24 protein-coding genes and 3 tRNA genes are annotated in these 24,454 nt (G+C 53.8%); 8 read left to right on the top strand and 19 right to left on the bottom strand.

Annotation, left to right across the window (positions count from 1 at the left end; genetic code table 11):
- The first annotated feature begins 71 nt into the window (after positions 1–71).
- From modF to gpmA, 6 genes are all read left to right on the top strand, one after another.
- Complete coding sequence (modF, locus tag ACE38U_RS15740) at positions 72–1,550, top strand: molybdate ABC transporter ATP-binding protein ModF (protein ID WP_176983230.1); 1,479 nt, start codon at positions 72–74, stop codon at positions 1,548–1,550.
- Between the two features lie 223 nt (positions 1,551–1,773).
- On the top strand, positions 1,774–2,790 hold the full coding sequence (gene galE, locus ACE38U_RS15735; protein WP_038474527.1) for a UDP-glucose 4-epimerase GalE: 1,017 nt from the start codon (positions 1,774–1,776) through the stop codon (positions 2,788–2,790).
- A 9-nt stretch (positions 2,791–2,799) separates the two neighbouring features.
- Entirely contained in the window at positions 2,800–3,852 is a 1,053-nt protein-coding gene (galT, locus tag ACE38U_RS15730; RefSeq protein ID WP_375530094.1) for a galactose-1-phosphate uridylyltransferase, read from the top strand.
- Complete coding sequence (gene galK, locus ACE38U_RS15725; RefSeq protein WP_375530093.1) at positions 3,849–4,997, top strand: galactokinase; 1,149 nt, start codon at positions 3,849–3,851, stop codon at positions 4,995–4,997. Before galT ends, galK begins: the two co-directional genes overlap by 4 nt.
- Positions 4,991–6,031, top strand: a complete 1,041-nt coding sequence (gene galM, locus ACE38U_RS15720) for a galactose-1-epimerase (RefSeq protein ID WP_375530092.1) — start codon at positions 4,991–4,993, stop codon at positions 6,029–6,031. Before galK ends, galM begins: the two co-directional genes overlap by 7 nt.
- 209 nt (positions 6,032–6,240) lie before the next feature.
- Positions 6,241–6,993 (top strand): 2,3-diphosphoglycerate-dependent phosphoglycerate mutase, encoded by a 753-nt coding sequence (gpmA, locus tag ACE38U_RS15715; protein WP_008456186.1) that lies wholly within the window; start codon positions 6,241–6,243, stop codon positions 6,991–6,993.
- 63 nt (positions 6,994–7,056) lie between these two features.
- Here gpmA and aroG read toward each other — a convergent pair whose 3' ends face one another.
- Complete coding sequence (gene aroG / locus ACE38U_RS15710; protein WP_038474539.1) at positions 7,057–8,109, bottom strand: 3-deoxy-7-phosphoheptulonate synthase AroG; 1,053 nt, start codon at positions 8,107–8,109, stop codon at positions 7,057–7,059.
- Positions 8,110–8,432: 323 nt separating this feature from the next.
- Here aroG and ACE38U_RS15705 point away from each other — a divergent pair, with 323 nt between their 5' ends.
- Positions 8,433–8,759 carry a YbgS-like family protein gene (locus ACE38U_RS15705; RefSeq protein WP_038474541.1) on the top strand — a complete coding sequence of 109 codons (327 nt, stop codon included), beginning with the start codon at positions 8,433–8,435 and terminating at the stop codon, positions 8,757–8,759.
- A 124-nt stretch (positions 8,760–8,883) separates the two neighbouring features.
- Positions 8,884–9,819 carry a CDF family zinc transporter ZitB gene (gene zitB / locus ACE38U_RS15700; RefSeq protein ID WP_176983233.1) on the top strand — a complete coding sequence of 312 codons (936 nt, stop codon included), beginning with the start codon at positions 8,884–8,886 and terminating at the stop codon, positions 9,817–9,819.
- Here zitB and pnuC read toward each other — a convergent pair whose 3' ends face one another.
- The 18 genes from pnuC to sucC all read right to left on the bottom strand — a co-directional run bounded on the left by pnuC (position 9,820) and on the right by sucC (position 24,357).
- Positions 9,820–10,536, bottom strand: coding sequence for a nicotinamide riboside transporter PnuC (gene pnuC, locus ACE38U_RS15695; RefSeq protein WP_038474547.1), 717 nt, complete (start codon positions 10,534–10,536; stop codon positions 9,820–9,822).
- A gap of 24 nt (positions 10,537–10,560) precedes the next feature.
- A complete protein-coding gene (gene nadA / locus ACE38U_RS15690) occupies positions 10,561–11,622 on the bottom strand; it encodes a quinolinate synthase NadA (RefSeq protein WP_375530133.1) in 1,062 nt (353 codons plus the stop codon).
- Positions 11,623–11,986: 364 nt separating this feature from the next.
- Positions 11,987–12,062: transfer RNA gene (locus ACE38U_RS15685), tRNA-Lys, on the bottom strand.
- Between the two features lie 93 nt (positions 12,063–12,155).
- Positions 12,156–12,231 (bottom strand) — tRNA-Lys (locus ACE38U_RS15680).
- 105 nt (positions 12,232–12,336) lie between these two features.
- Positions 12,337–12,412, bottom strand: a tRNA-Lys gene (locus ACE38U_RS15675).
- 164 nt (positions 12,413–12,576) lie between these two features.
- Complete coding sequence (gene cpoB / locus ACE38U_RS15670; RefSeq protein ID WP_038474550.1) at positions 12,577–13,365, bottom strand: cell division protein CpoB; 789 nt, start codon at positions 13,363–13,365, stop codon at positions 12,577–12,579.
- 9 nt (positions 13,366–13,374) lie between these two features.
- Positions 13,375–13,896: a peptidoglycan-associated lipoprotein Pal gene (gene pal, locus ACE38U_RS15665; protein WP_008456172.1), complete on the bottom strand. Its 522-nt coding sequence runs from the start codon at positions 13,894–13,896 to the stop codon at positions 13,375–13,377.
- A 31-nt stretch (positions 13,897–13,927) separates the two neighbouring features.
- The gene (gene tolB / locus ACE38U_RS15660) at positions 13,928–15,220 is read right to left on the bottom strand and encodes a Tol-Pal system beta propeller repeat protein TolB (protein ID WP_038474555.1); all 1,293 of its coding nucleotides are present in this window, start codon (positions 15,218–15,220) and stop codon (positions 13,928–13,930) included.
- Between the two features lie 131 nt (positions 15,221–15,351).
- Complete coding sequence (tolA, locus tag ACE38U_RS15655) at positions 15,352–16,647, bottom strand: cell envelope integrity protein TolA (protein ID WP_176982621.1); 1,296 nt, start codon at positions 16,645–16,647, stop codon at positions 15,352–15,354.
- A 32-nt stretch (positions 16,648–16,679) separates the two neighbouring features.
- Entirely contained in the window at positions 16,680–17,105 is a 426-nt protein-coding gene (tolR, locus tag ACE38U_RS15650) for a colicin uptake protein TolR (protein WP_008456166.1), read from the bottom strand.
- Between the two features lie 13 nt (positions 17,106–17,118).
- Positions 17,119–17,805, bottom strand: coding sequence for a Tol-Pal system protein TolQ (gene tolQ / locus ACE38U_RS15645; RefSeq protein ID WP_038474561.1), 687 nt, complete (start codon positions 17,803–17,805; stop codon positions 17,119–17,121).
- Positions 17,802–18,206: a tol-pal system-associated acyl-CoA thioesterase gene (ybgC, locus tag ACE38U_RS15640; RefSeq protein WP_008456156.1), complete on the bottom strand. Its 405-nt coding sequence runs from the start codon at positions 18,204–18,206 to the stop codon at positions 17,802–17,804. The genes tolQ and ybgC overlap by 4 nt, the downstream gene beginning before the upstream one ends.
- Before the next feature lie 148 nt (positions 18,207–18,354).
- On the bottom strand, positions 18,355–18,648 hold the full coding sequence (gene ybgE, locus ACE38U_RS15635) for a cyd operon protein YbgE (RefSeq protein WP_038474565.1): 294 nt from the start codon (positions 18,646–18,648) through the stop codon (positions 18,355–18,357).
- Complete coding sequence (gene cydX, locus ACE38U_RS15630) at positions 18,648–18,761, bottom strand: cytochrome bd-I oxidase subunit CydX (RefSeq protein WP_008456153.1); 114 nt, start codon at positions 18,759–18,761, stop codon at positions 18,648–18,650. The genes ybgE and cydX overlap by 1 nt, the downstream gene beginning before the upstream one ends.
- A gap of 13 nt (positions 18,762–18,774) precedes the next feature.
- Positions 18,775–19,914: a cytochrome d ubiquinol oxidase subunit II gene (gene cydB / locus ACE38U_RS15625; protein ID WP_038474568.1), complete on the bottom strand. Its 1,140-nt coding sequence runs from the start codon at positions 19,912–19,914 to the stop codon at positions 18,775–18,777.
- A 15-nt stretch (positions 19,915–19,929) separates the two neighbouring features.
- The gene (gene cydA, locus ACE38U_RS15620) at positions 19,930–21,498 is read right to left on the bottom strand and encodes a cytochrome ubiquinol oxidase subunit I (protein ID WP_038474571.1); all 1,569 of its coding nucleotides are present in this window, start codon (positions 21,496–21,498) and stop codon (positions 19,930–19,932) included.
- An 820-nt stretch (positions 21,499–22,318) separates the two neighbouring features.
- The gene (gene sucD / locus ACE38U_RS15615) at positions 22,319–23,191 is read right to left on the bottom strand and encodes a succinate--CoA ligase subunit alpha (RefSeq protein ID WP_038474574.1); all 873 of its coding nucleotides are present in this window, start codon (positions 23,189–23,191) and stop codon (positions 22,319–22,321) included.
- Entirely contained in the window at positions 23,191–24,357 is a 1,167-nt protein-coding gene (gene sucC, locus ACE38U_RS15610) for an ADP-forming succinate--CoA ligase subunit beta (RefSeq protein WP_038474577.1), read from the bottom strand. The genes sucD and sucC overlap by 1 nt, the downstream gene beginning before the upstream one ends.
- Between the last annotated feature and the right edge of the window lie 97 nt (positions 24,358–24,454).

The following is a 24,454-nucleotide window of genomic DNA, read 5'->3' as shown; positions in this document are numbered from 1 at the left end:
CGTTCTCATTGACATCGACGCGGACAGGTCGTATTCCTGTAGCCTTATCGCTGCAAAAAATGGGATAAAACATGTCTGCGTTGCAAATTTCGCAAGGTACGTTTCACCTTAGCGACACAAAAACCCTTACCCTGAACAATCTTACTCTGCGCGCCGGCGAGAGCTGGGCGTTTGTTGGCGCGAACGGCAGCGGAAAATCTGCCCTTGCTCGCGCCCTGGCCGGCAGCCTGCCGGTAATGAAAGGCGAACGCCGCTGCGACTTCACCCGTATCGCCCACCTCTCTTTTGAACAACTGCAAAAGCTGGTCAGCGACGAATGGCAGCGCAATAACACCGATATGCTGAGCGTCGACGAAGATGACACCGGCCGCACCACCTCAGAAATCATCCAGGATGAGGTCGTGGACGAAGCCCGCAGCCGCGAACTTGCTACGCTGTTTGGCATTGAACATTTACTCACTCGCCGCTTCAAATATCTGTCGACGGGTGAAACGCGCAAAACCCTGCTTTGCCAGGCGTTGATGTCGGAACCGGAACTGCTGATCCTTGATGAGCCGTTTGACGGGCTGGACGTGAAGTCTCGCCAACAATTGGCTGACCTGCTGGCACAGCTGAGCGCTCAGGGTTATACCCTGGTGCTGGTGCTCAACCGGTTTGATGAGATCCCGGATTTTGTGCAATTTGCCGGCGTGCTGGCAGACTGCACGCTGACGGAAAGCGGTGAAAAGCAGGCCCTGCTGGAACAGGCGCTCATCGCGCAATTAGCCCATAGCGAAAAGCTGGCTGGCGTGGCGCTTCCCGAGGCAGACGATCCCTCGGCCCGCTATACCCTGCCCGGGCAGCAACCGCGAATCGTGCTCAAAGACGGCGTGGTGGAATACAACGATCGCCCCATCCTGCACAAGCTTAGCTGGACGGTTAACCCAGGCGAACACTGGCAGATTGTAGGGCCTAACGGCGCCGGAAAGTCGACATTGCTCAGCCTGATCACCGGCGATCACCCACAGGGTTATAGCAACGATTTGACGCTGTTTGGCCGCCGTCGCGGCAGCGGTGAAACGATTTGGGATATCAAGAAACACATCGGCTATGTCAGCAGCAGCCTGCACCTGGACTACCGGGTTAGCACCACCGTTCGCAACGTTATTCTTTCGGGCTATTTCGACTCGATTGGGATTTATCAGGCTGTTTCAGATCGCCAGCAAAAGCTGACCCGAGAATGGCTGAACATGCTGGGGATGGATAACGCCACCGCCGACGCTCCTTTCCACAGCCTCTCGTGGGGCCAGCAGCGCCTGGCGTTAATTGCCCGCGCGCTGGTTAAACACCCGACGCTGCTTATTCTGGACGAGCCTCTGCAAGGCCTGGATCCGCTGAACCGGCAGCTGATCCGCCGCTTTGTCGACATTTTGATTGGCGAAGGAGAAACACAGCTGCTGTTTGTTTCTCACCACGCCGAAGATGCCCCGCAATGCATTACCCACCGGCTGACCTTCGTGCCGGATGAGGATAAATATGGCTATCAGATAGAAAATATTCTTCCCGCATAATCCTGCAAGGCGCTACGGCGCCTTTTTATATTCTGCCACATGCAGACTTTCGGAATAGACGCACGCTTTCATCTTTACGCATTTGTTTTACAATGCGTTACGCCCTTTTGATTCACGGTAAACAACACAGTGTAAACGATACCACTAATCTAGCACATATCACATTTTTCGGCTCTCTGTTATGCTATGGTTATATTAACCCATAGGCTATATGGAGCGAAAAATGAGAGTTCTGGTTACAGGTGGTAGCGGTTACATTGGAAGTCATACCTGCGTGCAGTTACTGCAAAACGGGCACGACGTAGTGATCCTCGACAACTTGTGCAACAGCAAGCGCAGCGTACTGCCGGAGATTGAACGCCTCGGCGGTAAGCACCCGCTGTTCATCGATGGCGATATTCGCGACGAAGCGCTGCTGGCAGAAATTTTCCACGATCATCGCATTGATGCCGTCATCCATTTTGCCGGCCTGAAAGCCGTCGGTGAATCGGTGAACAAGCCGCTGGAATACTACGATAACAACGTTACCGGCACGCTGCGCCTTATCACCGCTATGCGCGCAGCTAACGTAACTAACTTTATCTTCAGCTCCTCCGCCACCGTCTACGGCGATCAGCCCAAAATCCCTTATGTGGAAAGCTTCCCTACCGGTAAGCCTGCCAGCCCTTACGGCCAAAGCAAGCTGATGGTTGAGCAAATTCTTACCGACCTGCAGAAAGCACAGCCGAACTGGAGCGTGGCCTTACTGCGCTATTTCAACCCGGTTGGCGCACATCCGTCAGGCGACATGGGCGAAGATCCGCAAGGCATTCCTAACAACCTGATGCCTTACATTGCGCAGGTTGCCGTCGGCCGCCGCGACTCGCTGGCTATTTTTGGCAACGACTACCCAACCGAAGACGGTACTGGCGTGCGTGACTACATCCACGTGATGGATCTCGCCGACGGCCACGTCGCCGCTATGCAGGCGCTGAACGGTAAGCCTGGCGTCCATATTTACAACCTCGGCGCGGGCGTCGGCAGCAGCGTACTTGACGTTGTGAACGCGTTCAGCAAAGCCTGCGGCAAGCCGGTGAACTACCACTTTGCCCCGCGCCGCGATGGCGACCTGCCTGCCTACTGGGCAGACGCCACCAAAGCCGATAAAGAACTCAACTGGCGTGTCAGCCGTTCGCTGCAAGAGATGGCAGATGATACCTGGCGCTGGCAGTCACGCCACCCCCAAGGTTATGAAGACTAAGGATATGTGATGGAGCAGTTTAACCCGGTCGATCACCCGCATCGCCGCTATAACCCCCTGACGGGTCAATGGATTCTGGTTTCGCCACATCGGGCGAAGCGTCCCTGGCAGGGCGCACAGGAAACGCCAGCGCAAGACAAACTCCCGGTGCACGATCCGGACTGTTTCCTTTGCCCTGGCAACACGCGCGTCACCGGGGATAAAAACCCTGATTACGCCGGCACTTTCGTTTTTACCAACGATTTCGCCGCGCTGATGACGGACACGCCCGATGCGCCAGCCAGCCATGACCCACTGATGCGTTGCGAAAGCGCGCGGGGTACCAGCCGGGTTATCTGCTTCTCTCCCGACCACAGCAAAACGCTGCCGGAGCTCTCGTTTCCTGCTCTGGAAGAAGTGGTAAATACCTGGCAGCAGCAAACCGCAGAGCTGGGGCAGACATATCCGTGGGTTCAGGTCTTCGAGAATAAAGGCGCAGCAATGGGCTGCTCAAACCCACATCCTCACGGACAGGTTTGGGCGAACAGTTTTTTGCCTAACGAAGTTGCCCGTGAAGACGCTCTACAACGTGAATATTTCGCCCACCGGGGCACGCCTATGCTGCTGGATTACGTTCAGCGCGAACAGGCAGACGGCAGCCGCACCGTGGTTGAAACCGAACACTGGCTGGCCGTTGTCCCTTACTGGGCAGCCTGGCCGTTCGAAACCCTGCTGTTGCCCAAAACGCAGGTATTACGTATCACCGACTTAAGCGCGGAACAAAGCGCTGACCTGGCGCTGGCGCTGAAAAAGCTCACCAGCCGCTATGACAACCTGTTCCAGTGCTCTTTCCCGTATTCCATGGGCTGGCACGGTGCGCCGTTTAACGGTGAAGACAACCAGCACTGGCAGCTTCATGCCCATTTCTATCCGCCGCTGCTGCGCAGCGCCACGGTGCGTAAATTTATGGTCGGCTACGAAATGCTGGCTGAAACGCAGCGCGATTTAACCGCAGAGCAAGCCGCAGAACGCTTGCGTGCCGTCAGTGATATCCATTTCCGCCAGTCAGGAGCGTTATTATGAGTCTGAAAGAGAACACCCAACGTCTGTTTGCTGCACAATTTGGCTACCAGGCAACCCACACCATTCAGGCTCCGGGCCGCGTTAACCTGATTGGCGAGCATACCGATTACAACGACGGTTTTGTCCTGCCCTGTGCCATCGATTATCAGACGGTTATCAGCTGTGCGAAACGTGATGACCGCACCGTGCGGGTGATTGCTGCCGATTATGACAACCAGCAGGACAGCTTCTCTCTGGATGCCCCTATCGTGAAGCACGAAACCCAGCAGTGGGCGAATTATGTTCGCGGCGTGGTGAAACATCTGCAGAAGCGCGATAACAACTTTTCCGGCGTGGATATGGTGATAAGCGGTGACGTGCCGCAAGGTGCCGGGCTAAGCTCTTCCGCGTCGCTGGAAGTAGCCGTGGGCAAAGTTATCCAACATCTTTACCACCTGCCGCTTGATGGCGCGCAGCTGGCGCTCAATGGCCAGGAAGCGGAGAACCAGTTTGTCGGCTGCAACTGCGGCATCATGGACCAGCTGATTTCCGCCCTTGGTAAAAAAGATCACGCGCTGCTGATCGACTGCCGTACTCTCGGCACAAAAGCCGTTTCGATGCCAAAAGGCGCCGCGGTGGTGATCGTCAACAGCAACTTTAAGCGCACGCTGGTTGGCAGCGAATACAATACCCGCCGCGAACAGTGCGAAACCGGCGCTCGCTTCTTTAGCCAAAAAGCGCTGCGTGACGTCGACCTGGCAAAATTCAACGAAGTGGCGCATGAGCTGGATCCAATCGTTGCTAAACGCGTTCGTCACGTGCTGACCGAAAATATCCGTACTGTGGAAGCCGCTGACGCGCTGGCCAAAGGCGACCTTGTCCGAATGGGCCAGCTAATGGCCGAGTCACACGCCTCCATGCGCGATGACTTCGAAATTACCGTGCCACAAATCGACACCCTCGTGGACATCATCAAAGCCACGATTGGCGAGAAAGGCGGCGTACGCATGACCGGCGGCGGCTTTGGGGGCTGCATCGTCGCGCTGGTGCCAGAGGACCTGGTTCCGGCCGTTAAGCAGGCGGTAGAAGAGCAGTACGAAAACAAAACGGGCATTAAAGAAACGTTCTACGTTTGCAAAGCCTCCGAAGGAGCGGGTCAATGCTAAAAGAGACCCCGAATCTGGCGCCGGACGGCCAGCCGTTTCGTCTTATCACTCTGCGTAACGGCGCAGGGATGGTGGTTACGCTGATGGACTGGGGCGCGACCTTGCTCTCCTGCCGCGTGCCGCTAAAAGACGGCAGCATCCGGGAGACGCTGCTGGGCTGCGCTTCGCCGGAGCACTATCTGCAGCAAAGCGCCTTTATGGGCGCGACCGTCGGACGCTACGCTAACCGTATTGCGGGAGGGAAGCTCACCGTTGGCGGCGAGACGCTCCAGCTTGACGTTAACCAGGGCGAAAACCAGCTTCACGGCGGGCCGGAAGGCTTTGACAAGCGCCGCTGGCGTATTGCCGTTCAAAATGAGCAGGAAGTGATTTACGAACTGGACTCATGCGATGGCGACCAGGGTTTCCCCGGCAAACTGCACGCGACGGCCCGTTACGCCCTGACGGAAGATAACCGCATTAGCATCGAGCTTCGTGCCACCGTCGATAAGCCCTGCCCGGTCAACCTCACCAACCACGCCTACTTCAATCTGGACAGCGTTCAGAACGACGTTCGTCAGCATAAGCTTCAGCTGCTGGCCGACAGCTACCTGCCGGTTGAAGCGAACGGCTTACCCGCAGGCGGCCTGAAAAAAGTTGACGGCAGCAGCTTTGACTTCCGTGAGCCAAAACCCATCGGACAGGATTTTCTGAACGATGCCGATCAGCAGGCCACCAAAGGCTATGACCACGCTTTCCTGCTGCAGGCAAAAGGCGATCTCAGCCAGCCGGTGGCCCGGGTCTGGTCAGTGGACGGCGAGCTGGAAATGGCGGTCTATACGACGGCACCGGCGCTACAGTGCTATACAGGCAACTATCTGGCAGGCACGCCAGCGCGCGATCGGGAAAGCTACAGCGACTGGAATGGTGTGGCGCTGGAAAGCGGGTTCTTACCGGACAGCCCAAACCACCCGGAATGGCCGCAGCCGAGCTGCTGGCTAAAACCAACGGAAGCTTACCTCAGCATCACGGAATATCAGTTCCTGCCTCGCTAACGTTCATTGCCCTTTTCATTAAGGGCAATTTCTCGCCAAATCGCTGACTTTACCGCCAAATCACGCCAAAAATATAACAACCTTTTACAACCACCTTACACTCCACGCGCTTTTTCGCTATGTTAAACGTTTATCATTGCCGTGGCTTATGGCGCGGCAATATAATGATAATTGTTATCATTAATCCCAGGCTCATTAAGGAGTAAATCATGGCTGTTACTAAGCTGGTTCTGGTTCGTCACGGCGAAAGCCAGTGGAACAACGAAAACCGCTTCACCGGTTGGTATGATGTTGATCTGTCTGATAAAGGGCGTACCGAAGCTAAAGCTGCCGGTAAGCTGCTGAAGGACGAAGGCTTCACCTTCGACTTCGCTTACACGTCTGTGCTGAAACGTGCCATCCACACCCTGTGGAACATCCTCGATGAACTTGACCAGGCCTGGCTGCCGGTCGAGAAATCCTGGAAACTGAACGAGCGCCACTACGGTGCCCTGCAGGGTCTGAACAAAGCTGAAACCGCTGAAAAATACGGTGACGAGCAGGTTAAACAGTGGCGTCGTGGTTTTGCCATCACCCCACCTGAGCTGTCTAAAGACGACGAGCGCTTCCCAGGCCACGATCCACGTTACGCAAAACTGACCGACAGCGAGCTGCCAACCACCGAAAGCCTGGCGCTGACCATCGACCGCGTAACGCCGTTCTGGAATGAATCCATTCTGCCACGCATGAAATCCGGCGAGCGCGTCATCGTTGCGGCTCACGGCAACTCCCTGCGTGCGCTGGTTAAATATCTGGATAACCTGAGCGAAGATGAGATCCTCGAGCTGAATATCCCGACCGGCGTGCCGCTGGTTTATGAGTTTGATGAGAACTTCAAACCGCTGAAACGTTACTACCTGGGCAACGCTGACGAAATCGCAGCCAAGGCCGCAGCGGTAGCAAACCAGGGTAAAGCGAAGTAATTCGCCGCCCATAAAAAAAGGCGTGGTATGCACCACGCCTTTTTTATTGCTCAAATCAGGCCATTAGCCGCGACGAGCCTTTACCGCATCGGCAAGCTTGCGCAGCGCCACTTCGGTATCTTCCCAGCCAATGCAGGCATCGGTCACGCTTTTGCCGTAGACCAGCGGTTCACCGCTCTCCAGGTTTTGGTTACCTTCTACCAGATGGCTTTCAATCATCACGCCGATGATGGCCTTCTCGCCCCCGGCAATCTGGCCGCAAACGTCGTCAGAAACGTCCATCTGCTTTTTAAACTGTTTGCTGCTGTTAGCGTGACTGAAATCAATCATCACCTGCGGCTCAAGACCTGCCTTAACCAGGCCAGCTTTCACCTCTTCCACATGTTTCGCGCTGTAGTTAGGCTCTTTGCCCCCGCGCAGAATAATGTGGCAATCGCCGTTACCGCTGGTGTTGACGATAGCGGAATGACCCCACTTCGTCACGGACAGGAAGCAGTGCGGTGCGCCTGCGGCATTGATGGCATCAATTGCCACTTTGATCGTACCGTCGGTGCCGTTTTTAAAGCCAACCGGGCAAGACAGGCCTGAGGCCAGCTCACGGTGAACCTGCGACTCGGTGGTACGCGCGCCGATTGCTCCCCAGCTCATCAGATCCGCAAGGTACTGCGGGGTTATCATATCAAGGAATTCCCCTGCAGCCGGCAGGCCAGAATCGTTGATATCCAGCAGCAGCTTGCGCGCGATGCGCAGACCATCGTTAATCTGGTAGCTGCTGTCCATATGCGGATCGTTAATCAGGCCTTTCCAGCCTACGGTTGTACGCGGCTTTTCAAAGTAAACACGCATAACCACTTCCAGCTCGCCCTGAAGCTCTTCACGCAGCGCCAGCAGGCGTGCGCCGTACTCTTTGGCAGCCTTCGTGTCGTGAATGGAGCAAGGGCCAATCACCACCAGCAGGCGATCGTCGCTGCCTTTAAGGATTTTGTGAATCGCTTTGCGGGCCTGAGAGACAGTGTGGGCAGCTTTTTCAGTGGCGGGGAATTTTTCCAGCAGCGCTACAGGGGGGAGAAGCTCGTTAATCTCTTTGATTCTTAAGTCGTCGTTCTGATAATTCATGATAGTTCCGGAGTCATCCTGATATTTTTCTTCGTTGCAATCCTTTCAATCTAACTCGCATAACCACAAGTGTAAACGGGCTTTTACACTTCTCACAGATTAATCCTGAAAACTCGAAAAAAACAGCGGAAACATGGCGAACACTCTCCTGCTAACTACACTTTCCAACTGTTAACGCTGAAAAATATTAAATTTTCAATATTGAATACTATTTTGAAAATTAAAGCCCGGTGCAGACTGCTGCCCTGCAGAATTTTTCAGCATTTTGCACTGCACTGTTGGACGAAGTTATCCAGCAATAACGACCAGAACAGGAGCACAACATGAAAAAATTAACCACGCTGCTATTAACCGCCACGCTGACCCTGGGCAGCGGAATCGTTTATGCCGCCGACTCAACGTCGAGCGCAAACAACGGGCAGGCAAACGCCAGCGCCGAAGCGGGCCAGGTCGCGCCTGACGCGCACCAGAAAGTTGCTCCAAACGGAGTAAGTAATGACAAAATCAACGGCTCTCACCATAAAATGAGCAAAAGCGAAGTGCATAAAAACAGCATGTGCAAAGATGGACGCTGCCCTGATACCAACAAAAAAGTTGAGACCGGCAGCGGGCAAGACGTGAACAAGAAAGTCGACGGCACGTCGCAGTAATATCCCGATGAAAGAGAGTTGTAAGAGAGCCGGACGGCTCTCTTTTTTTATCAGCATCTTTCAACTAGTTGAAGCCAGGAAGCGGTTATAATTAGCTCACCGTGACTGATATTTGTGAGAGATTATGGCGCATTCACACCAACACACCCCCTCCGACAGTAACGCAAAACGCCTGTTGTTTGCCTTTCTTATCACGGCGATTTTCATGGTTGCCGAAGTTATCGGTGGCCTGCTTTCCGGCTCGCTTGCCCTGCTGGCCGACGCCGGACATATGCTAACCGATGCAGCCGCCCTGCTGTTTGCCCTGCTGGCCGTGCATTTTTCCCGTCGCCCGCCTGACGCCCGGCACACTTTTGGCCTGCTGCGCCTCACCACGCTCGCCGCATTTGTGAACGCTATTGCACTGGTGGTTATCACCATCCTGATCGTCTGGGAAGCGATTCAGCGCTTCTCAAACCCCCAACCAATTGCGGGCTGGGCGATGTTGACTATCGCCATCGCCGGACTGCTGGCGAACCTGGTCTCTTTCTGGATCCTGCACGGTGGCAGCGGCGAGAAAAATCTTAACGTCCGCGCGGCGGCACTCCATGTTCTTGGCGATTTATTGGGTTCAGTGGGGGCCATTGTGGCGGCGGTGGTGATTCTCTGGACTGGCTGGACGCCTATCGACCCGATCCTCTCGGTGCTGGTTTCCTGCCTGGTATTGCGCAGCGCCTGGAGCCTGCTGAAAGAGAGCGTTAATGAACTGCTGGAAGGTGCACCGAGCGCCATTGATATTGCCGCTCTGAAACGTAATCTGTCACGCTCGATACCGGAAGTGCGTAACGTGCATCACGTCCATATCTGGCTGGTTGGAGAGAAACCGTTGATGACGCTGCATGTCCAGGTCGTACCGCCCCACGATCACGATGCCCTGCTGGAGCGTATACATCACTTTCTGGAGCACGAGTACCAGATAGAACATGCCACGGTACAGATGGAGTATCAGGTTTGCCATGGGCCAGACTGTGACCTGAACGAGCATGACCATCCTGCCGGCCATGCTCATCATCATCATTGATCAGGAGAAGGCGCGCGAGCCCGACTGCCGCGCGCTTTTAATCCACATCCGGCTACCGTTTAGCGCAATAAAGGTCAGGATGAGGTATTCCAGCGACATCGCATAAACACCCTGCAGCGCAAAGATAACAACGCTTATCACATTGATGATTGTCCACAGCAGCCAGTTTTCCACATACTTACGCGTCATCAGGATCATGGCCACAATCGACAGCACCATCATGCATGAATCCCAGAAGGGGTAAGCATCCGGCTGGAGTTCTGGCAGGGTAACGTTCATTCCCAGGCTCTGCATCACGGTCACGGCAATCCGGGTGAGGAAAGCAAAGACCGGGTCGATGAATATCGTCATCAATCCAATCGACGCAATGATAATTACCAGCCAGGCAATAGCCTTAGGCAAGGGAAGCCAGCGGATTTGCAGCAACGACTGATTATTGCTGCTTTGCCGTGACCACGCATACCAGCCGTAAATATTCGCCACGAAAAAGAACAACTGCAGCAGCAGGCTGGCGTAGAGTTGGATTTGAAAGAAAATGATGGCAAACAGCGTGACGTTGATTAGCCCGAAAGCGTAGTTCCCAATTTTCTCCAGGCTGGCAAGCCAGATGCAAAGCAAACCCGCCAGCGTCCCCACCGCCTCAATCCATGATAAGTCGTACCCGCCCGCCCCAATGGGAATGTGGACGAGAATATTCTGCGTGCTAAAAAAATCCATGTACTCCCCCAGAGCGTAATTATCTTACGCGTTGCCTTTTATCGTCCGACGTAACTCTGCCGCGAACTCGAGCATACGATTAAGCGGAACGAGAGCCCCTTCACGCAGCGCAGCGTCCACTTCTATGGTGTGCGCAGCGCCACCCTGCTCCAGTCCCTCAGCAATCGCTTTAAGCCCGTTCATTGCCATCCACGGACAATGTGCACAGCTGCGACAGGTTGCTCCTTCCCCTGCAGTAGGAGCCTCCAGCAACTCTTTATCCGGACACGCCTGCTGCATTTTATAAAATATCCCGCGATCCGTTGCCACAATCAGCTGCTGATGAGGCAGCGTTTTTGCCGCGTTAATCAGCTGGCTGGTCGAGCCCACGGCATCGGCCATATCAACCACCGCCTGCGGCGACTCAGGGTGTACCAATACGGCTGCATTAGGGTACAGCGCCTTCATGCGTGCCAGGGCCTGAGTTTTAAATTCATCATGAACAATACAGGCCCCCTGCCAGCACAGCACATCAGCCCCGGTCTGCTTTTGAACGTAGCCGCCAAGATGGCGATCGGGCCCCCAGATAATTTTTTCTCCCAGACTGTCCAGATGTTCAATCAGCTCAACGGCAATACTGGACGTAACCACCCAGTCGGCCCGGGCCTTTACCGCCGCAGAGGTATTAGCATAGACGACGACGGTACGATCGGGGTGCTGGTCGCAAAACGCGTTGAATGCCTCAATCGGGCAGCCCAGATCCAATGAACACTCGGCATTGAGGGTTGGCATCAAAATTGTTTTCTCAGGGCTGAGGATTTTCGCCGTTTCCCCCATAAAACGAACGCCCGCCACCAGAAGCGTAGAAGCTGGATGGTTAGCGCCAAAGCGAGCCATCTCAAGCGAGTCAGAGATACAACCGCCGGTCTCTTCTGCGAGAGACTGGATTTCCGGGTCAGTGTAGTAGTGAGCCACCATCACCGCATTCCGCTCTTTGAGCAGGCGCTTAATTTTTTCACGATAGAACTGCTTTTCGTCCCCGCTTAGCGGAGCTGGTTTAGGTGGAAATGGATAAATCGCCGTTTCCGGATCAAACATTACGCTCATCATGCAATCTCGTTTTACTGACTTAACATAACAGGCCGTATTAAGCGTGATTTACGCTATTACCTGCATTCACTGTTTTATATGCTAAACAAGATAGCGAAATTTAATCAAAATGTCGTGAGGAATTGCCTGGTGCTGTGAGAGAAAAAGAAAATGAGGAAGGCTGTGTTTGATAAGCGTGATTTTTCAAATCGCAGATAGCAAAAAGGCGCCTTTAGGGCGCCTTCCTACATTGGTGGGTCGTGCAGGATGACTCGCTATGCTCGCCCTTCGGGCCGTCGTCGCAAGCAACGACGTTATCCTGCACATAATAGTCCTTGCTCCAGAAACAACTAAAGCGCCTGAAGGCGCTTTAGTTTGAATTTGGTGGGTCGTGCAGGATTCGAACCTGCGACCAATTGATTAAAAGTCAACTGCTCTACCAACTGAGCTAACGACCCGCTGTATGCGGTTACTGCTTTGAAGTTTTGCTGCACTAGATTAGAACCTGCTGCAGGTTCAAACCCTTCACTTACAGCCTTCATCTTAAAAGATGGTGGGTCGTGCAGGATTCGAACCTGCGACCAATTGATTAAAAGTCAACTGCTCTACCAACTGAGCTAACGACCCGCTGTGCGGTTACTGCAAACTTCTTTACTGCATCTACTTTAAAGTGCTGGGTCGCGCAGGATAATTATCACCCTTCACGCCTGACTACAGCTTATTACTTTAAAGTGGTGGGTCGTGCAGGATTCGAACCTGCGACCAATTGATTAAAAGTCAACTGCTCTACCAACTGAGCTAACGACCCACTTTTGCGTCACTTTGGGTTTGTTTCGTATCCCTTGGCAACGGCGGCATATATTACTGATTTAAGATTTTGACGCAACAATAATTTTGACGCATATCGTTCAACTGCTTACGTTTCGCACGGCAAGACCAGAAAAACGACGATATCTGGTCAGGCCGCAAGCATTACTGTGCGTTCAGGCGTTTTTGAGCCTGCTTTGCACCGTCGGTTCCCGGATACTGTTTTACGACCTGCTGGTAGACGGCTTTCGCTTTTGCGACGTCGCCTTTGTCCTGCATGATCACGCCGACCTTAAACATGGCGTCCGGAGCCTTCGGTGATTTCGGGTAATTTTTCACCACGGAGGCAAAATAAAACGCCGCATCATCCTTTTTACCTTTGTTGTAATTCAACTGACCGAGCCAATAGTTGGCGTTCGGCAGATAAGTTGAATCCGGATACTTCTTCACAAAGCTCTGAAAGGCGTTGATGGCATCGTCCTGGCGCGATTTATCCTGCACCAGCGCGATGGCTGCATTGTAATCGCTGTTTGCGTCACCGCCCTGCGCTGGAGCCGCAGGGGCCGCGTTAGAGGCTCCTGCGTCCGGCGTGGTCGCCCCCTGAGAGGCACCGGCAGCAGGCTGTTGCCCTGCTCCCGCAGCCGCGCCGCTAAGGCTATCCATCTGCAGCAAAATTTGCTTTTGACGCTCCACAACCTGATTCAGCTGATACTGGTTTTCCTGAATCTGACCGCGCAGGGAATCAATATCATTCTGGTTATCGGAGAGTTGTTGCTGGAGTTGGGTCAAAAGCTGACTGTGAGCGTTAGAAATACGCTCGAGTTGAGTGACACGGTCTTCGACCGAGCCTGAGCCGACACTACTGATTGGCGCCTGAGCATTAGCGGCCCAGGGGGCCGCTATGCCAACCAGTAACGACAGACTCAACAAGTGATGTCTGAAGTTACTGCTCATGCGATTCTCTTAGTAAACCAGTACGGCACGACGGTTTTTAGCGTATGCCGCTTCGTCATGCCCCAGTACTGCAGGTTTTTCTTTACCGTAAGAAACGATGGAGATCTGGTCTGCAGAAACGCCTTTACCTTGCAGGTACATTTTAACGGCGTTAGCACGACGTTCGCCCAGGGCGATGTTGTACTCTGGGGTACCGCGCTCATCCGCATGACCTTCTACGGTCACTTTGTAAGACGGGTTGCTACGCAGGAAGTTAGCGTGCGCATCCAGCATTGCAGCGAATTCAGAGCTAACATCGTATTTGTCCAGACCGAAATAAACGATGTTGTTCTGCTGCAGCTGTTGCATCTGCAGACGAGCCTGCTCTTCAGAAGACATGTTGCCGTGGCCGTTAGCGTCCATACCAGTGCCGGCACCCAGCATACCTTCACCGCTCTGACCATTGTTGGCGCTCTTGTTAGAAGAACACGCCGCGATAGCCATAACCGGCAGAGCAATCATCAGCCCTTTCAGCACTTTGTTCAGTTGCATTTCTTTGATCCTTTAATAATCAATATTGTTATCACAGATACGGCGACCAGGCAGGGAATTTGACCTGTCCATCAGTTGCCGGAAGACGCGCTTTGAAACGCCCATCTGTTGAAACCAAATTCAGCACGGATCCCATCCCCTGAGAAGAGCTGTAGATTACCATAGTGCCGTTAGGTGCCAGACTTGGCGTTTCATCCAGGAACGTTGACGATAAAGTTGTTACGCCACCCGCTACCAGATCCTGTTTGGCAATGTGCTGCTGACCGCTAGCGGAGCTGACCATTACCATAATTTTACCATCGGCACTGACATCGGCATCCTGGTTCTGACCACCTTCCCAGGAAAGACGCTGCGGAGCACCGCCACTAATACTGACTTTATAAATCTGTGGACGACCCGCCTGGTCAGAGGTATAGGCCAGGGTTTGGTTGTCCGGGAACCAGGTTGGTTCGGTATTGTTGCTGCGACCTTCAGTCACCTGACGAATCTGGCCAGAACCCAGGTCCATCACGTACAGCTGCAGGCTACCGGTTTTAGACAGCGCGAACGCCAGCTTAGAACCGTCCGGAGAGAATGCCGGTGCGCCGTTGTGCTGCGGGAACGAAGCAATCTGACGCACTGCGCCGTTAGCCAGCGTCTGCACAACCAGCGCAGAACGGCCGCTTTCGAAGGTCACATAAGCCAGTTTGCTGCCGTCCGGAGACCATGCAGGAGACATCAGCGGCTGCGGAGAACGGTGAACCACAAACTGGTTGTAGCCATCGTAATCAGAAACACGCAGCTCATACGGGAACTGGCCGCCATTGGTCTGTACAACGTAAGCAATACGGGTACGGAATGCGCCTTTAATCCCGGTCAGCTTCTCAAACACTTCGTCGCTGGCGGTGTGGCCTGCATAACGCAGCCACTGCTTGTTCACTTTGTAGGAGTTCTGGGCCAGCACCGTGCCCGGCGCACCTGAGGTGTCGACCAGTTGGTAAGCAACGGTGTAACTCCCGTCGCCGTTTGGCGTAACCTGACCTACTACGACGGCGTCAATACCGAGCGCGGTCCAGGCTGCAGGCTGAACTTCCTGAGCAGAACCCGGCTGCTGAGGCAGGCGAGATCTGTCGAGAGGATTGAATTTACCGCTGTTACGCAGGTCGGCAGCAACAATGCCACCAATATCTTCAGGCGCGGCGCCAGGGCCTGCCCAGGTAAACGGAACCACACCAATTGGACGAGCAGAGTCGACACCCTGGGTGATCTCGATACGAACTTCTGCGTGCAGCACCGCTGCCCACAGCATTAAGAAACTTAACGCTACACGAAATGCCTGCTTCATCATATCTCCCTTATCCGGGCGGAAAGCCCACGATAATTTAGCAGAATGTTAACAAACCCAAATACACAAAACTACCAAAACCCTGTAACTCAGCTTAGTGTGCTTTCCCCGTTGTGGCGGGGAAAACCGCGTTAAGGCTTAAAGTCGATCGGTGCGTTCTTGAAGACTTCATAAACAGCTTCGCTTGGCGGCTTAGGAATCTTCGCCAGACGCGCTGCCGCAACGGCAGCCTGGCAAAGTGCCGCATCGCCACCTTCTGGCTTGATATCAAGCAGAAGGCCGTCCGGCGCCAGTTTGATCCGCAGTGAACAGGTCTTACCGGCAAACGAAGGATCGTTATAGAACTTGCTCTCGATCGCTGCCTTTATCTGACCTGCGTAGCCGTTGATCTCTGCGCCGCTTGCGCCGTTGTTTTTATTATTCCCTTTTCCGGCGGCGGCTGCGGCATTACCTTTCGCCCCACCGCCCGTTTTCGGTGCATTCTTACCTGAGCTTAAATCACCGAATAAGTCGTCAACGCCCTGCGCTGCGGCTTTGTCAGAAGCGGCTTTCTCAGCAGCAGCCTTTTTCTTCGCGTCAGCAGCCGCTTTCTTGTCTGCTGCGGCTTTCGCGGCGGCAGCTTTATCAGCGGCGGCCTTCTCGGCAGCCTTTTCAGCCGCTGCTTTTTCGGCAGCAGCCTGTTTAGCCGCTTCCGCTTTTTCGGCAGCAGCCTCTTTCGCGGCCTCTGCGGCAGCTTTCTTCTCGGCATCCTGCGCAGCTTTCTTAGCGGCAGCATCTGCAGCTTTTTTCTCAGCATCCTGCTGAGCTTTCTTCGCTGCTGCGGCAGCGTCTGCGGCCGCTTTTTTCTCTGCGTCAGCCGCTTTCTTCGCCGCTTCTTCAGTCGCTTTCTTCTGAGCGTCCGCCGCGGCTTTCTTCGCCGCTTCTTCCGCAGCCTTCGCCTGGGCATCAGCCTGAGCTTTCGCCTGCGCATCGGCTTTTGCTTTCGCAGCTGCGGCAGCGGTCTCAGCCTGTTTCTGCTGTTCCTGAGCCTGCTTCGCGGCCGCTTCAGCCTGCTTCTGCTGCTCGGCCTGCGCTTTTGCCTGCTCCTGAGCCGCTAAACGCTCTTTCTCCAGCTCTTTCAGGCGCTGTTGCTCCGCCGCCTGTTTTTGCTGAAGCTCTTCTGCCTGCTGCTGCGCCTGTTTTTCACGCTGCTCGGCGGCACGTTTGCTGCTTGCCTGCTGCTGCTGTTGGCGATTGTAGTTATCCACTACCGCACCCGGGTCAACCATCACCGCGTCAATAGAAGAACCACCGCCACCGCCCGCGGATGCATCAATGTGCTCATCAAACGAGCTCCAGATCAGGATGCCAATCAAAATGATGTGCAGCACCACTGAAACGACGATCGCTCGTTTTAATTTAGCGTTCTCTTCGGTTGCCTTTGACACTCTCGGTTCCCAAACGTTTTAAGCGAAATGGATCAGATTGGCTGTGTCATCAAACCGACGGACTTCACGCCCGCCTGATGCAACAGATTCAGCGCCTTGATGATCTCGTCATACGGAACATCTTTTGCACCGCCGATCAAAAAGACCGTTTTAGGATTTGCCTGCAGGCGGCGCTGCGCTTCCGCAACAACCTGCTCTGACGGCAGCTGATCCATACGATCTTTTTCAACCACTACGCTGTACTGCCCTACCCCGGACACTTCGATAATGACCGGCGGCTCATCGTTACTGCTGACGGTCTGGGAATCTGTCGCATCCGGCAGATCCACCTCGACGCTCTGGGTGATGATCGGCGCCGTTGCCATAAAGATCAGCAGCAGCACCAACAGCACGTCCAGCAATGGAACGATGTTAATTTCTGACTTCAGCTCACGACGACCACGTCCGCGTCTGGCCATGACTTACCCCTTGTTACTGCTTTTCGCTGCTGGTAAAAGCCTGACGGTGCAGGATAGCCGTGAACTCTTCCATGAAGTTGTCGTAATTCAATTCCAGTTTGTTCACGCGTTGGTTCAGGCGGTTGTACGCCATAACGGCCGGAATAGCGGCAAACAGACCAATCGCAGTCGCAATCAGCGCTTCAGCAATACCCGGCGCAACCATTTGCAGCGTTGCCTGCTTCACCGCACCGAGGGCGATAAACGCATGCATGATCCCCCACACCGTACCAAACAGACCGATGTACGGGCTGATGGAACCAACGGTGCCAAGGAAAGGAATATGGGTTTCCAGCGTTTCCAGCTCGCGGCTCATTGAGATACGCATCGCACGGGATGCTCCCTCAACCACGGCTTCTGGCGCGTGGGTGTTTGCGCGATGCAGACGCGCGAACTCTTTAAAACCGGAATAGAAAATTTGCTCAGAACCGCTCAGGCTTTCGCGACGGCCCTGGCTTTCCTGATACAGGCGAGACAGTTCGATCCCGGACCAGAACTTGTCTTCAAACGCCTCAGCTTCACGGCTGGCGGCATTAAGGATACGCGTTCGCTGAATGATGATTGCCCATGATGCGATGGAAAAACCAATCAAAATCAACATGATAAATTTGACCAGAAGGCTAGCCTTCAGGAACAAATCAAGGATATTCATGTCAGTCACTGCTTGAACTCCGCGACAATAGACTTGGGAAGCGCACGAGGCTTCATAAGGTGTGGATCAACACAAACAATCAGCACTTCAGCTTGGTTCAGTAACTGATTTTCAGCGTTGACTATTCGCTGCGTAAACACCATAGAAGTGCCGCGCATCGATGTAATTTCACTTTGGATTTCGAGTAAATCGTCGAGTCGGGCAGGCGCAAGATAATCAACGGTCATCCTGCGTACGACAAAGGCGACACGCTCCGCCAACAAGGAATGCTGGTTAAAGTTGTGCTGGCGCAGCATCTCTGTGCGTGCTCTTTCGTAAAAAGCAACATAACTGGCATGGTAAACCATACCCCCGGCGTCTGTGTCTTCGTAGTAAACACGAACCGGCCATCGAAACAGCGTTGTACTCACTTTACATCCCGGTAATACAATTTAACGCTGCTTACTATACGCAAGAGAATGAGGGTTTGGAATGGATTGTTTTAAACGTTAAGTAAATTTTTATGGGCTTGTTAAAGCCCATAATTTCTGCATCGTGCGGGGGAATGCGCGACGGCATTCAGAAGAAGAAAAATAGCAGTCCAGCGATGAGCACTAAATCGGCAATCAGCGGGCAGAAAATACCCTGCCAAAGTACTTTGGTTGGGCGGAAGCCCACGCCGTGAACGATCCCGGCACAAACGCCCCACATCAGCAGGAAGCCGTGCCAAATCTCCAGCTCACTCGTTTTCGCGGCGAAACGAGACGGGTCCCAAAAAATGCACCCTGCCAGCACCAGCGCCATCACTAAGGAAAGAGCCCGCAAGGGGCTCTTGTCCATTACCGCGTATAGTTTCGCGATAACGTATTCCATCAGTGCTCTTCTTTTCCGGCTTTGCTCGCCTCAACGTGCTCGAGAGCCAGCGCGGTAATAATCCCGAATGCACACGCGAGAAGCGTGCCCAGAATCCATGCAAAATACCACATAATCAGCTCCTTATTAGTACAGAGAGGTGGAGTTGCTTTCGATGTGCTCTTTGGTGATACGACCGAACATTTTCCAGTAACACCAGGTGGTGTAGAGAAGAATGATGGGTACGAACACGATAGCAACATAGGTCATCACATTCAGCGTCAGCTGGCTGGATGTCGCATCCCACATGGTCAGGCTAGCGTTCATCATGGTGCTGGAAGGCATCACGAACGGGAACATAGCAATACCGGCGGTCAGGATCACACAGGCCAGCGTCAGTGAGGAGAAGATGAACGCCAGAGCGCCCTTCTCCAGACGAGACATCAGAATGGTCAGCAGCGGCAACACAACGCCCAGCGCAGGAATTGCCCACAGGCCTGGCATATTGTTGAAGTTAACCATCCAGGCACCGGCCTGACGCGCGACTTCTTTAGTCAGCGGGTTAGAGGCAGCATGATGATCCAATACGGAGGTCACAACGTATCCATCGATGCCGTAAACCACCCAAACGCCTGCCAGTGCGAAGCAAACCATCATTACCAGCGCGGCAATCTGAGCCGCCGCTTTAGCACGCAGATGTAACTCACCGACGGTACGCATCTGCAGGTAGGTTGCACCCTGAGCAACAATCATCGACACGCTGACAACGCCGGCCAGCAGGCCAAACGGATTCAGCAGCTGGAAGAAGTTACCGGTGTAGTAGAGACGCAGATATTCATCTACGTGGAACGGCACGCCCTGCAAGAGGTTGCCGAACGCCACGCCAATGACCAGCGGCGGCACAAAGCTCCCGATGAAAATGCCCCAGTCCCACATGTTACGCCAGCGGGTATCTTCAATCTTCGAACGGTAGTCGAAACCTACCGGGCGGAAGAACAAAGAAGCCAGCACCAGAATCATCGCCACGTAAAAGCCGGAGAAGGCTGCGGCATAGACCATTGGCCAGGCGGCAAATAACGCACCACCGGCGGTGATCAACCAGACCTGGTTACCGTCCCAGTGTGGCGCAATGGAGTTCACCATAATGCGGCGCTCAACGTCGGTACGACCAATCACGCGTGACAGCATGCCCACGCCCATGTCGAAGCCGTCGGTGACGGCGAAGCCAATCAGCAGGACGCCGACCAGCAGCCACCAGATAAAACGCAATACTTCATAATCAATCATTTGACGACTCCTGTCTTAGCGTGCCGGCTGAGAAGCCACGTTGGACTGCTCAAAGTGATAGCGTCCTGTTTTCAGACTGCTCGGCCCAAGGCGAGCAAATTTGAACATCAGGAACAGCTCCGCCACCATAAACAGCGTGTAAAGGCCGCAAATCAGTATCATGGAGAACAGCAGGTCACCCACGCTTAGCGAAGAATTGGCCACTGCCGTCGGCAGAACCTCACCTACCGCCCACGGCTGACGGCCGTATTCAGCCACAAACCAGCCGGACTCGATTGCGATCCACGGCAGCGGAATACCGTACAGCGCGGCGCGCAGCAGCCATTTTTTCGAACCGATGGCGTTGCGGGTTACGGTCCAGAAGGAGGCAGCAATAATGAACAGCATCAGGAAGCCACAGCCCACCATGATACGGAACGCGAAGTACAGCGGTGCCACGCGAGGAATAGAGTCCTTGGTCGCTTTCTGAATCTGCTCTTCGGTCGCGTCGGTGACGTTTTCCGTGTAGCGCTTCAGCAGCAGGCCATAGCCAAGGTCTTTCTTCACATGGTTGAAGTCATCACGCACGCTTTGATCGGCAGAGCCTTTACGCAGCTGCTCGAGCAGGCTGTACGCCTTCATCCCGTTACGGATACGTTCTTCGTGCTGCACCATCAGCTCTTTCAGGCCGGTAACCTGCTTATCAACGGAGCGGGTAGCGATAAGCCCCAGCGCGTAAGGGATCTGGATAGCAAAGCGGTTTTCTTGTTTATCCTGGTCAGGAATACCAAACAGGGTAAAGGCAGCCGGCGCGGGCTGGGTTTCCCATTCGGCTTCAATTGCGGCCAGTTTGGTTTTCTGCACGTCACCCATTTCATAACCGGACTCATCACCAAGCACGATAACGGAGAGAATGGCGGCCATACCGAAGCTCGCCGCGATGGCGAAGGAGCGCTTCGCAAACGCGAAGTCACGGCCTTTCAGCATGTAGTAAGAGCTGATACCGAGCACAAACATCGCGCCACACACGTAGCCGGATGCCACGGTATGAACAAATTTAACCTGCGCAACCGGGTTCAGGACCAGCTCGGAGAAGCTGACCATTTCCATACGCATCGTTTCGAAGTTGAAGTCGGAAGCGATAGGGTTTTGCATCCAGCCGTTGGCGACCAGAATCCACAGTGCGGAGAGGTTAGAGCCCAGCGCCACCAGCCAGGTGACGGCCATGTGCTGAACTTTGCCGAGACGATCCCAGCCAAAGAAGAACAGACCAACAAAGGTGGATTCGAGGAAGAATGCCATCAGGCCTTCGATAGCCAGCGGCGCACCGAAGATATCCCCGACGTAGTGAGAATAGTAAGACCAGTTAGTCCCGAACTGGAACTCCATGGTTAAACCGGTTGCCACCCCCAGCGCAAAGTTGATTGCAAACAACTTGCCCCAGAATTTGGTCATATCTTTATAAATCTGCTTACCTGACAGAACGTAGACCGTTTCCATGATGGCCAGCAAAAACGCCATACCGAGCGTTAATGGCACAAACAGGAAGTGGTACATCGCGGTCAAGGCAAACTGTAAGCGCGACAGTTCGACAATATCAAACATCTTGACTCCTTGCTCTTCGCATGAAGACTTCGACTGTGGTTCACCGGGAGGTTTGCCACAAGCATGCCCTAATACAAATACATTCGCTTCCAGACCCCTTTTTATCGCCCACTTTATTCAAATGTGAAATCAAAAGGTGAAAGGTTACAAACACGTTAATAAAATCAAAAATAACCCGTAATTATATTACCCTGCAATTCCCTTACAATAAACAGGTCTTTGCTTAATGTTTTTTACGTTTTACGACGGCGATCAATTTATAGCTAAAACACCGTGACTCGGCCAGTTTGATCTACAGCAATTTTGCCCCTTTATATCCCGCAATGCCAGCTTTAAACATTGATCCAAAACAATTTACACCGGTAATGTTAATTATTTTTCAATGGAGAATTAATCGTGAAATTGTTGTTAACGATATGTTTTAACGCTTCGCTTTAGGTTAATTACATGCGCCGTATTCTCAACATTAAGCGGATATCTAAAGGCTTTCCTTAAATTGCCCCCCCGTCTGCCGCATCATCTTTACAATAATAATGACGCCTGTTCTTTCATGATTTTGATGCCTTCCTTTTATTATTCACAAATAATTCACCTTTAATATGAATCAAATTAACAAATCATTATTTTTTATAAGGTTACAGCGTGAAAATATCGCTTAATGAAATTATTCAGGAAAAAAATACAAGAGAGGAAAAGCACAGCTCAGCGGGGGACGAACCAAAGGCCTGAAGAAGCAAACATAAAAAAAGGCCACCCAGGGTGGCCAACCATGTCGAACACTTATTATTACTGTTTCCCCCGCTTACACGGGGGCATCTGCTTACTGCGGCAGAATAGCTTTCAGCGCGTCGCCAATGTCGGCGAGGCTGCGAACGGTTTTCACCCCAGCGGCTTCCAGAGCAGCGAATTTCTCATCCGCAGTCCCCTTCCCGCCCGCGATGATGGCGCCAGCATGGCCCATACGCTTGCCTTTTGGCGCGGTTACGCCGGCAATGTAGCCCACAACAGGTTTGGTCACGTGCTCTTTAATATAAGCCGCCGCTTCTTCTTCTGCGCTCCCGCCGATTTCACCGATCATCACGATGGCTTCGGTTTTCGGATCTTCCTCGAACATCTTCAGGATATCAATGAAGTTGGAGCCAGGAATCGGGTCACCGCCGATGCCGACGCAGGTCGACTGGCCGAGGCCGATGTCGGTAGTCTGCTTAACGGCTTCATAGGTCAGCGTCCCGGAACGGGAAACGATGCCCACTTTGCCCGGCAGGTGAATGTGGCCCGGCATGATGCCGATTTTACATTCGCCTGGGGTGATAACGCCCGGGCAGTTAGGCCCGATCATGCGCACGCCTGCTTCATCCAGCGCAACCTTCACGGTCAGCATATCCAGCGTAGGGATACCTTCGGTGATGGTGATAATCAGCTTGATGCCTGCATCAATCGCTTCCAGGATGGAGTCTTTGCAGAACGGGGCTGGAACATAGATAACGGAAGCGGTCGCGCCGGTCGCGTCTACGGCTTCACGCACGGTATTGAATACCGGCAGGCCCAGGTGCTCAGTGCCGCCTTTGCCTGGCGTCACGCCGCCAACCATTTGCGTCCCGTAGGCAATCGCCTGTTCGGAGTGGAAAGTCCCCTGGCTGCCGGTAAAGCCCTGGCAAATTACCTTGGTGTTTTTATCGATCAAAATGGACATTATTTCCCCTCCACGGCAGCAACAACCTGCTGTGCTGCGTCCGTCAGACTTTTCGCTGCAATGATGTTCAGGCCGCTATCCGCCAGCTTTTTCGCGCCCAGTTCGGCGTTGTTACCTTCCAGACGTACCACAACCGGCACGTTAACGCCCACTTCGGCTACCGCACCGATGATGCCGTCGGCAATCAGGTCGCAGCGTACGATACCGCCGAAGATGTTCACCAGAACGGCTTTCACTTTGTCGTCTGACAGGATGATTTTGAAGGCTTCGGTCACGCGCTCTTTGGTCGCACCGCCGCCCACGTCAAGGAAGTTAGCCGGCTCACCGCCGTGCAGCTTAACGATGTCCATGGTGCCCATTGCCAGGCCCGCACCGTTAACCATACAGCCGATGTTGCCGTCCAGCGCAACGTAGTTCAGTTCCCACTGTGCAGCCTGAGCTTCACGCGGGTCTTCCTGAGACTGGTCGCGCATTTCACGCAGATCCGGCTGGCGGAACAGCGCGTTGCCGTCAGCGCCCAGTTTGCCGTCGAGGCAGATCAGGTCGCCCTGCTTAGTGATAACCAGCGGGTTGATTTCGATCAGCGCCAGATCGCGCTCCAGGAAAATCGCTGCCAGCCCCATAAAGATCTTAGTGAACTGCTGAACCTGTTTACCTTCCAGACCCAGTTTGAACGCCAGCTCACGGCCCTGGTAAGGCATTGGTCCAGCCAGCGGGTCCAGCGCTACTTTGTGGATCAGGTGCGGGGTTTCTTCCGCCACTTTTTCGATTTCCACGCCGCCTTCGGTGGAAGCCATGAAGACTACGCGGCGAGAGCTACGGTCAACAACCGCGCCCAGGTAGAGCTCTTTGTCGATGTCGGTCGCAGCTTCAACCAGAATCTGGTGAACCGGCTGGCCGTTTGCATCCGTTTGATAAGTTACCAGGCGTTTGCCCAGCCAGTGCTCAGCGAAAGCGCGAATATCTTCTTTGCTGTTAACCACTTTCACACCGCCCGCTTTACCGCGGCCACCGGCATGAACCTGACATTTCACCACCCAAGGACCCGCGCCAATTTTAGAGGCGGCTTCTTCCGCTTCACGCGGTGTGGTGCAGGCGTAACCGACGGGTGCCGGTAAACCATACCGAGCAAACAACTGTTTCGCCTGATATTCGTGTAAGTTCATGAGTTCTATCCATCCAGATAAAGAGCATTAACGCTCGGGGTAAGGTTAGATTTGGTTGTAGGGGCGGGTGTCAAAGCACCCGCCAGAGTCTTATTTG

This window comes from Cedecea selenatireducens (assembly GCF_042138895.1).
Classification (GTDB): domain Bacteria; phylum Pseudomonadota; class Gammaproteobacteria; order Enterobacterales; family Enterobacteriaceae; genus Cedecea; species Cedecea selenatireducens.
Note: the sequence above shows the minus strand (reverse complement) of the source record. Positions and strands in the feature narration are given on the sequence as shown.

Coding starts and splice junctions, on each gene's coding strand:
- zitB (WP_176983233.1), top strand. CDS start 8,884: ATGGCGCATTCACACCAACACACCCCCTCCGACAGTAACGCAAAACGC.
- pnuC (WP_038474547.1), bottom strand. CDS start 10,536: ATGGATTTTTTTAGCACGCAGAATATTCTCGTCCACATTCCCATTGGG.
- ybgE (WP_038474565.1), bottom strand. CDS start 18,648: ATGGAATACGTTATCGCGAAACTATACGCGGTAATGGACAAGAGCCCC.
- cydB (WP_038474568.1), bottom strand. CDS start 19,914: ATGATTGATTATGAAGTATTGCGTTTTATCTGGTGGCTGCTGGTCGGC.
- cpoB (WP_038474550.1), bottom strand. CDS start 13,365: ATGAGCAGTAACTTCAGACATCACTTGTTGAGTCTGTCGTTACTGGTT.
- gpmA (WP_008456186.1), top strand. CDS start 6,241: ATGGCTGTTACTAAGCTGGTTCTGGTTCGTCACGGCGAAAGCCAGTGG.
- ACE38U_RS15705 (WP_038474541.1), top strand. CDS start 8,433: ATGAAAAAATTAACCACGCTGCTATTAACCGCCACGCTGACCCTGGGC.
- pal (WP_008456172.1), bottom strand. CDS start 13,896: ATGCAACTGAACAAAGTGCTGAAAGGGCTGATGATTGCTCTGCCGGTT.
- sucC (WP_038474577.1), bottom strand. CDS start 24,357: ATGAACTTACACGAATATCAGGCGAAACAGTTGTTTGCTCGGTATGGT.
- aroG (WP_038474539.1), bottom strand. CDS start 8,109: ATGAATTATCAGAACGACGACTTAAGAATCAAAGAGATTAACGAGCTT.
- galE (WP_038474527.1), top strand. CDS start 1,774: ATGAGAGTTCTGGTTACAGGTGGTAGCGGTTACATTGGAAGTCATACC.
- cydX (WP_008456153.1), bottom strand. CDS start 18,761: ATGTGGTATTTTGCATGGATTCTGGGCACGCTTCTCGCGTGTGCATTC.
- modF (WP_176983230.1), top strand. CDS start 72: ATGTCTGCGTTGCAAATTTCGCAAGGTACGTTTCACCTTAGCGACACA.
- galT (WP_375530094.1), top strand. CDS start 2,800: ATGGAGCAGTTTAACCCGGTCGATCACCCGCATCGCCGCTATAACCCC.
- galM (WP_375530092.1), top strand. CDS start 4,991: ATGCTAAAAGAGACCCCGAATCTGGCGCCGGACGGCCAGCCGTTTCGT.
- galK (WP_375530093.1), top strand. CDS start 3,849: ATGAGTCTGAAAGAGAACACCCAACGTCTGTTTGCTGCACAATTTGGC.
- tolR (WP_008456166.1), bottom strand. CDS start 17,105: ATGGCCAGACGCGGACGTGGTCGTCGTGAGCTGAAGTCAGAAATTAAC.
- cydA (WP_038474571.1), bottom strand. CDS start 21,498: ATGTTTGATATTGTCGAACTGTCGCGCTTACAGTTTGCCTTGACCGCG.
- nadA (WP_375530133.1), bottom strand. CDS start 11,622: ATGAGCGTAATGTTTGATCCGGAAACGGCGATTTATCCATTTCCACCT.
- sucD (WP_038474574.1), bottom strand. CDS start 23,191: ATGTCCATTTTGATCGATAAAAACACCAAGGTAATTTGCCAGGGCTTT.
- tolB (WP_038474555.1), bottom strand. CDS start 15,220: ATGAAGCAGGCATTTCGTGTAGCGTTAAGTTTCTTAATGCTGTGGGCA.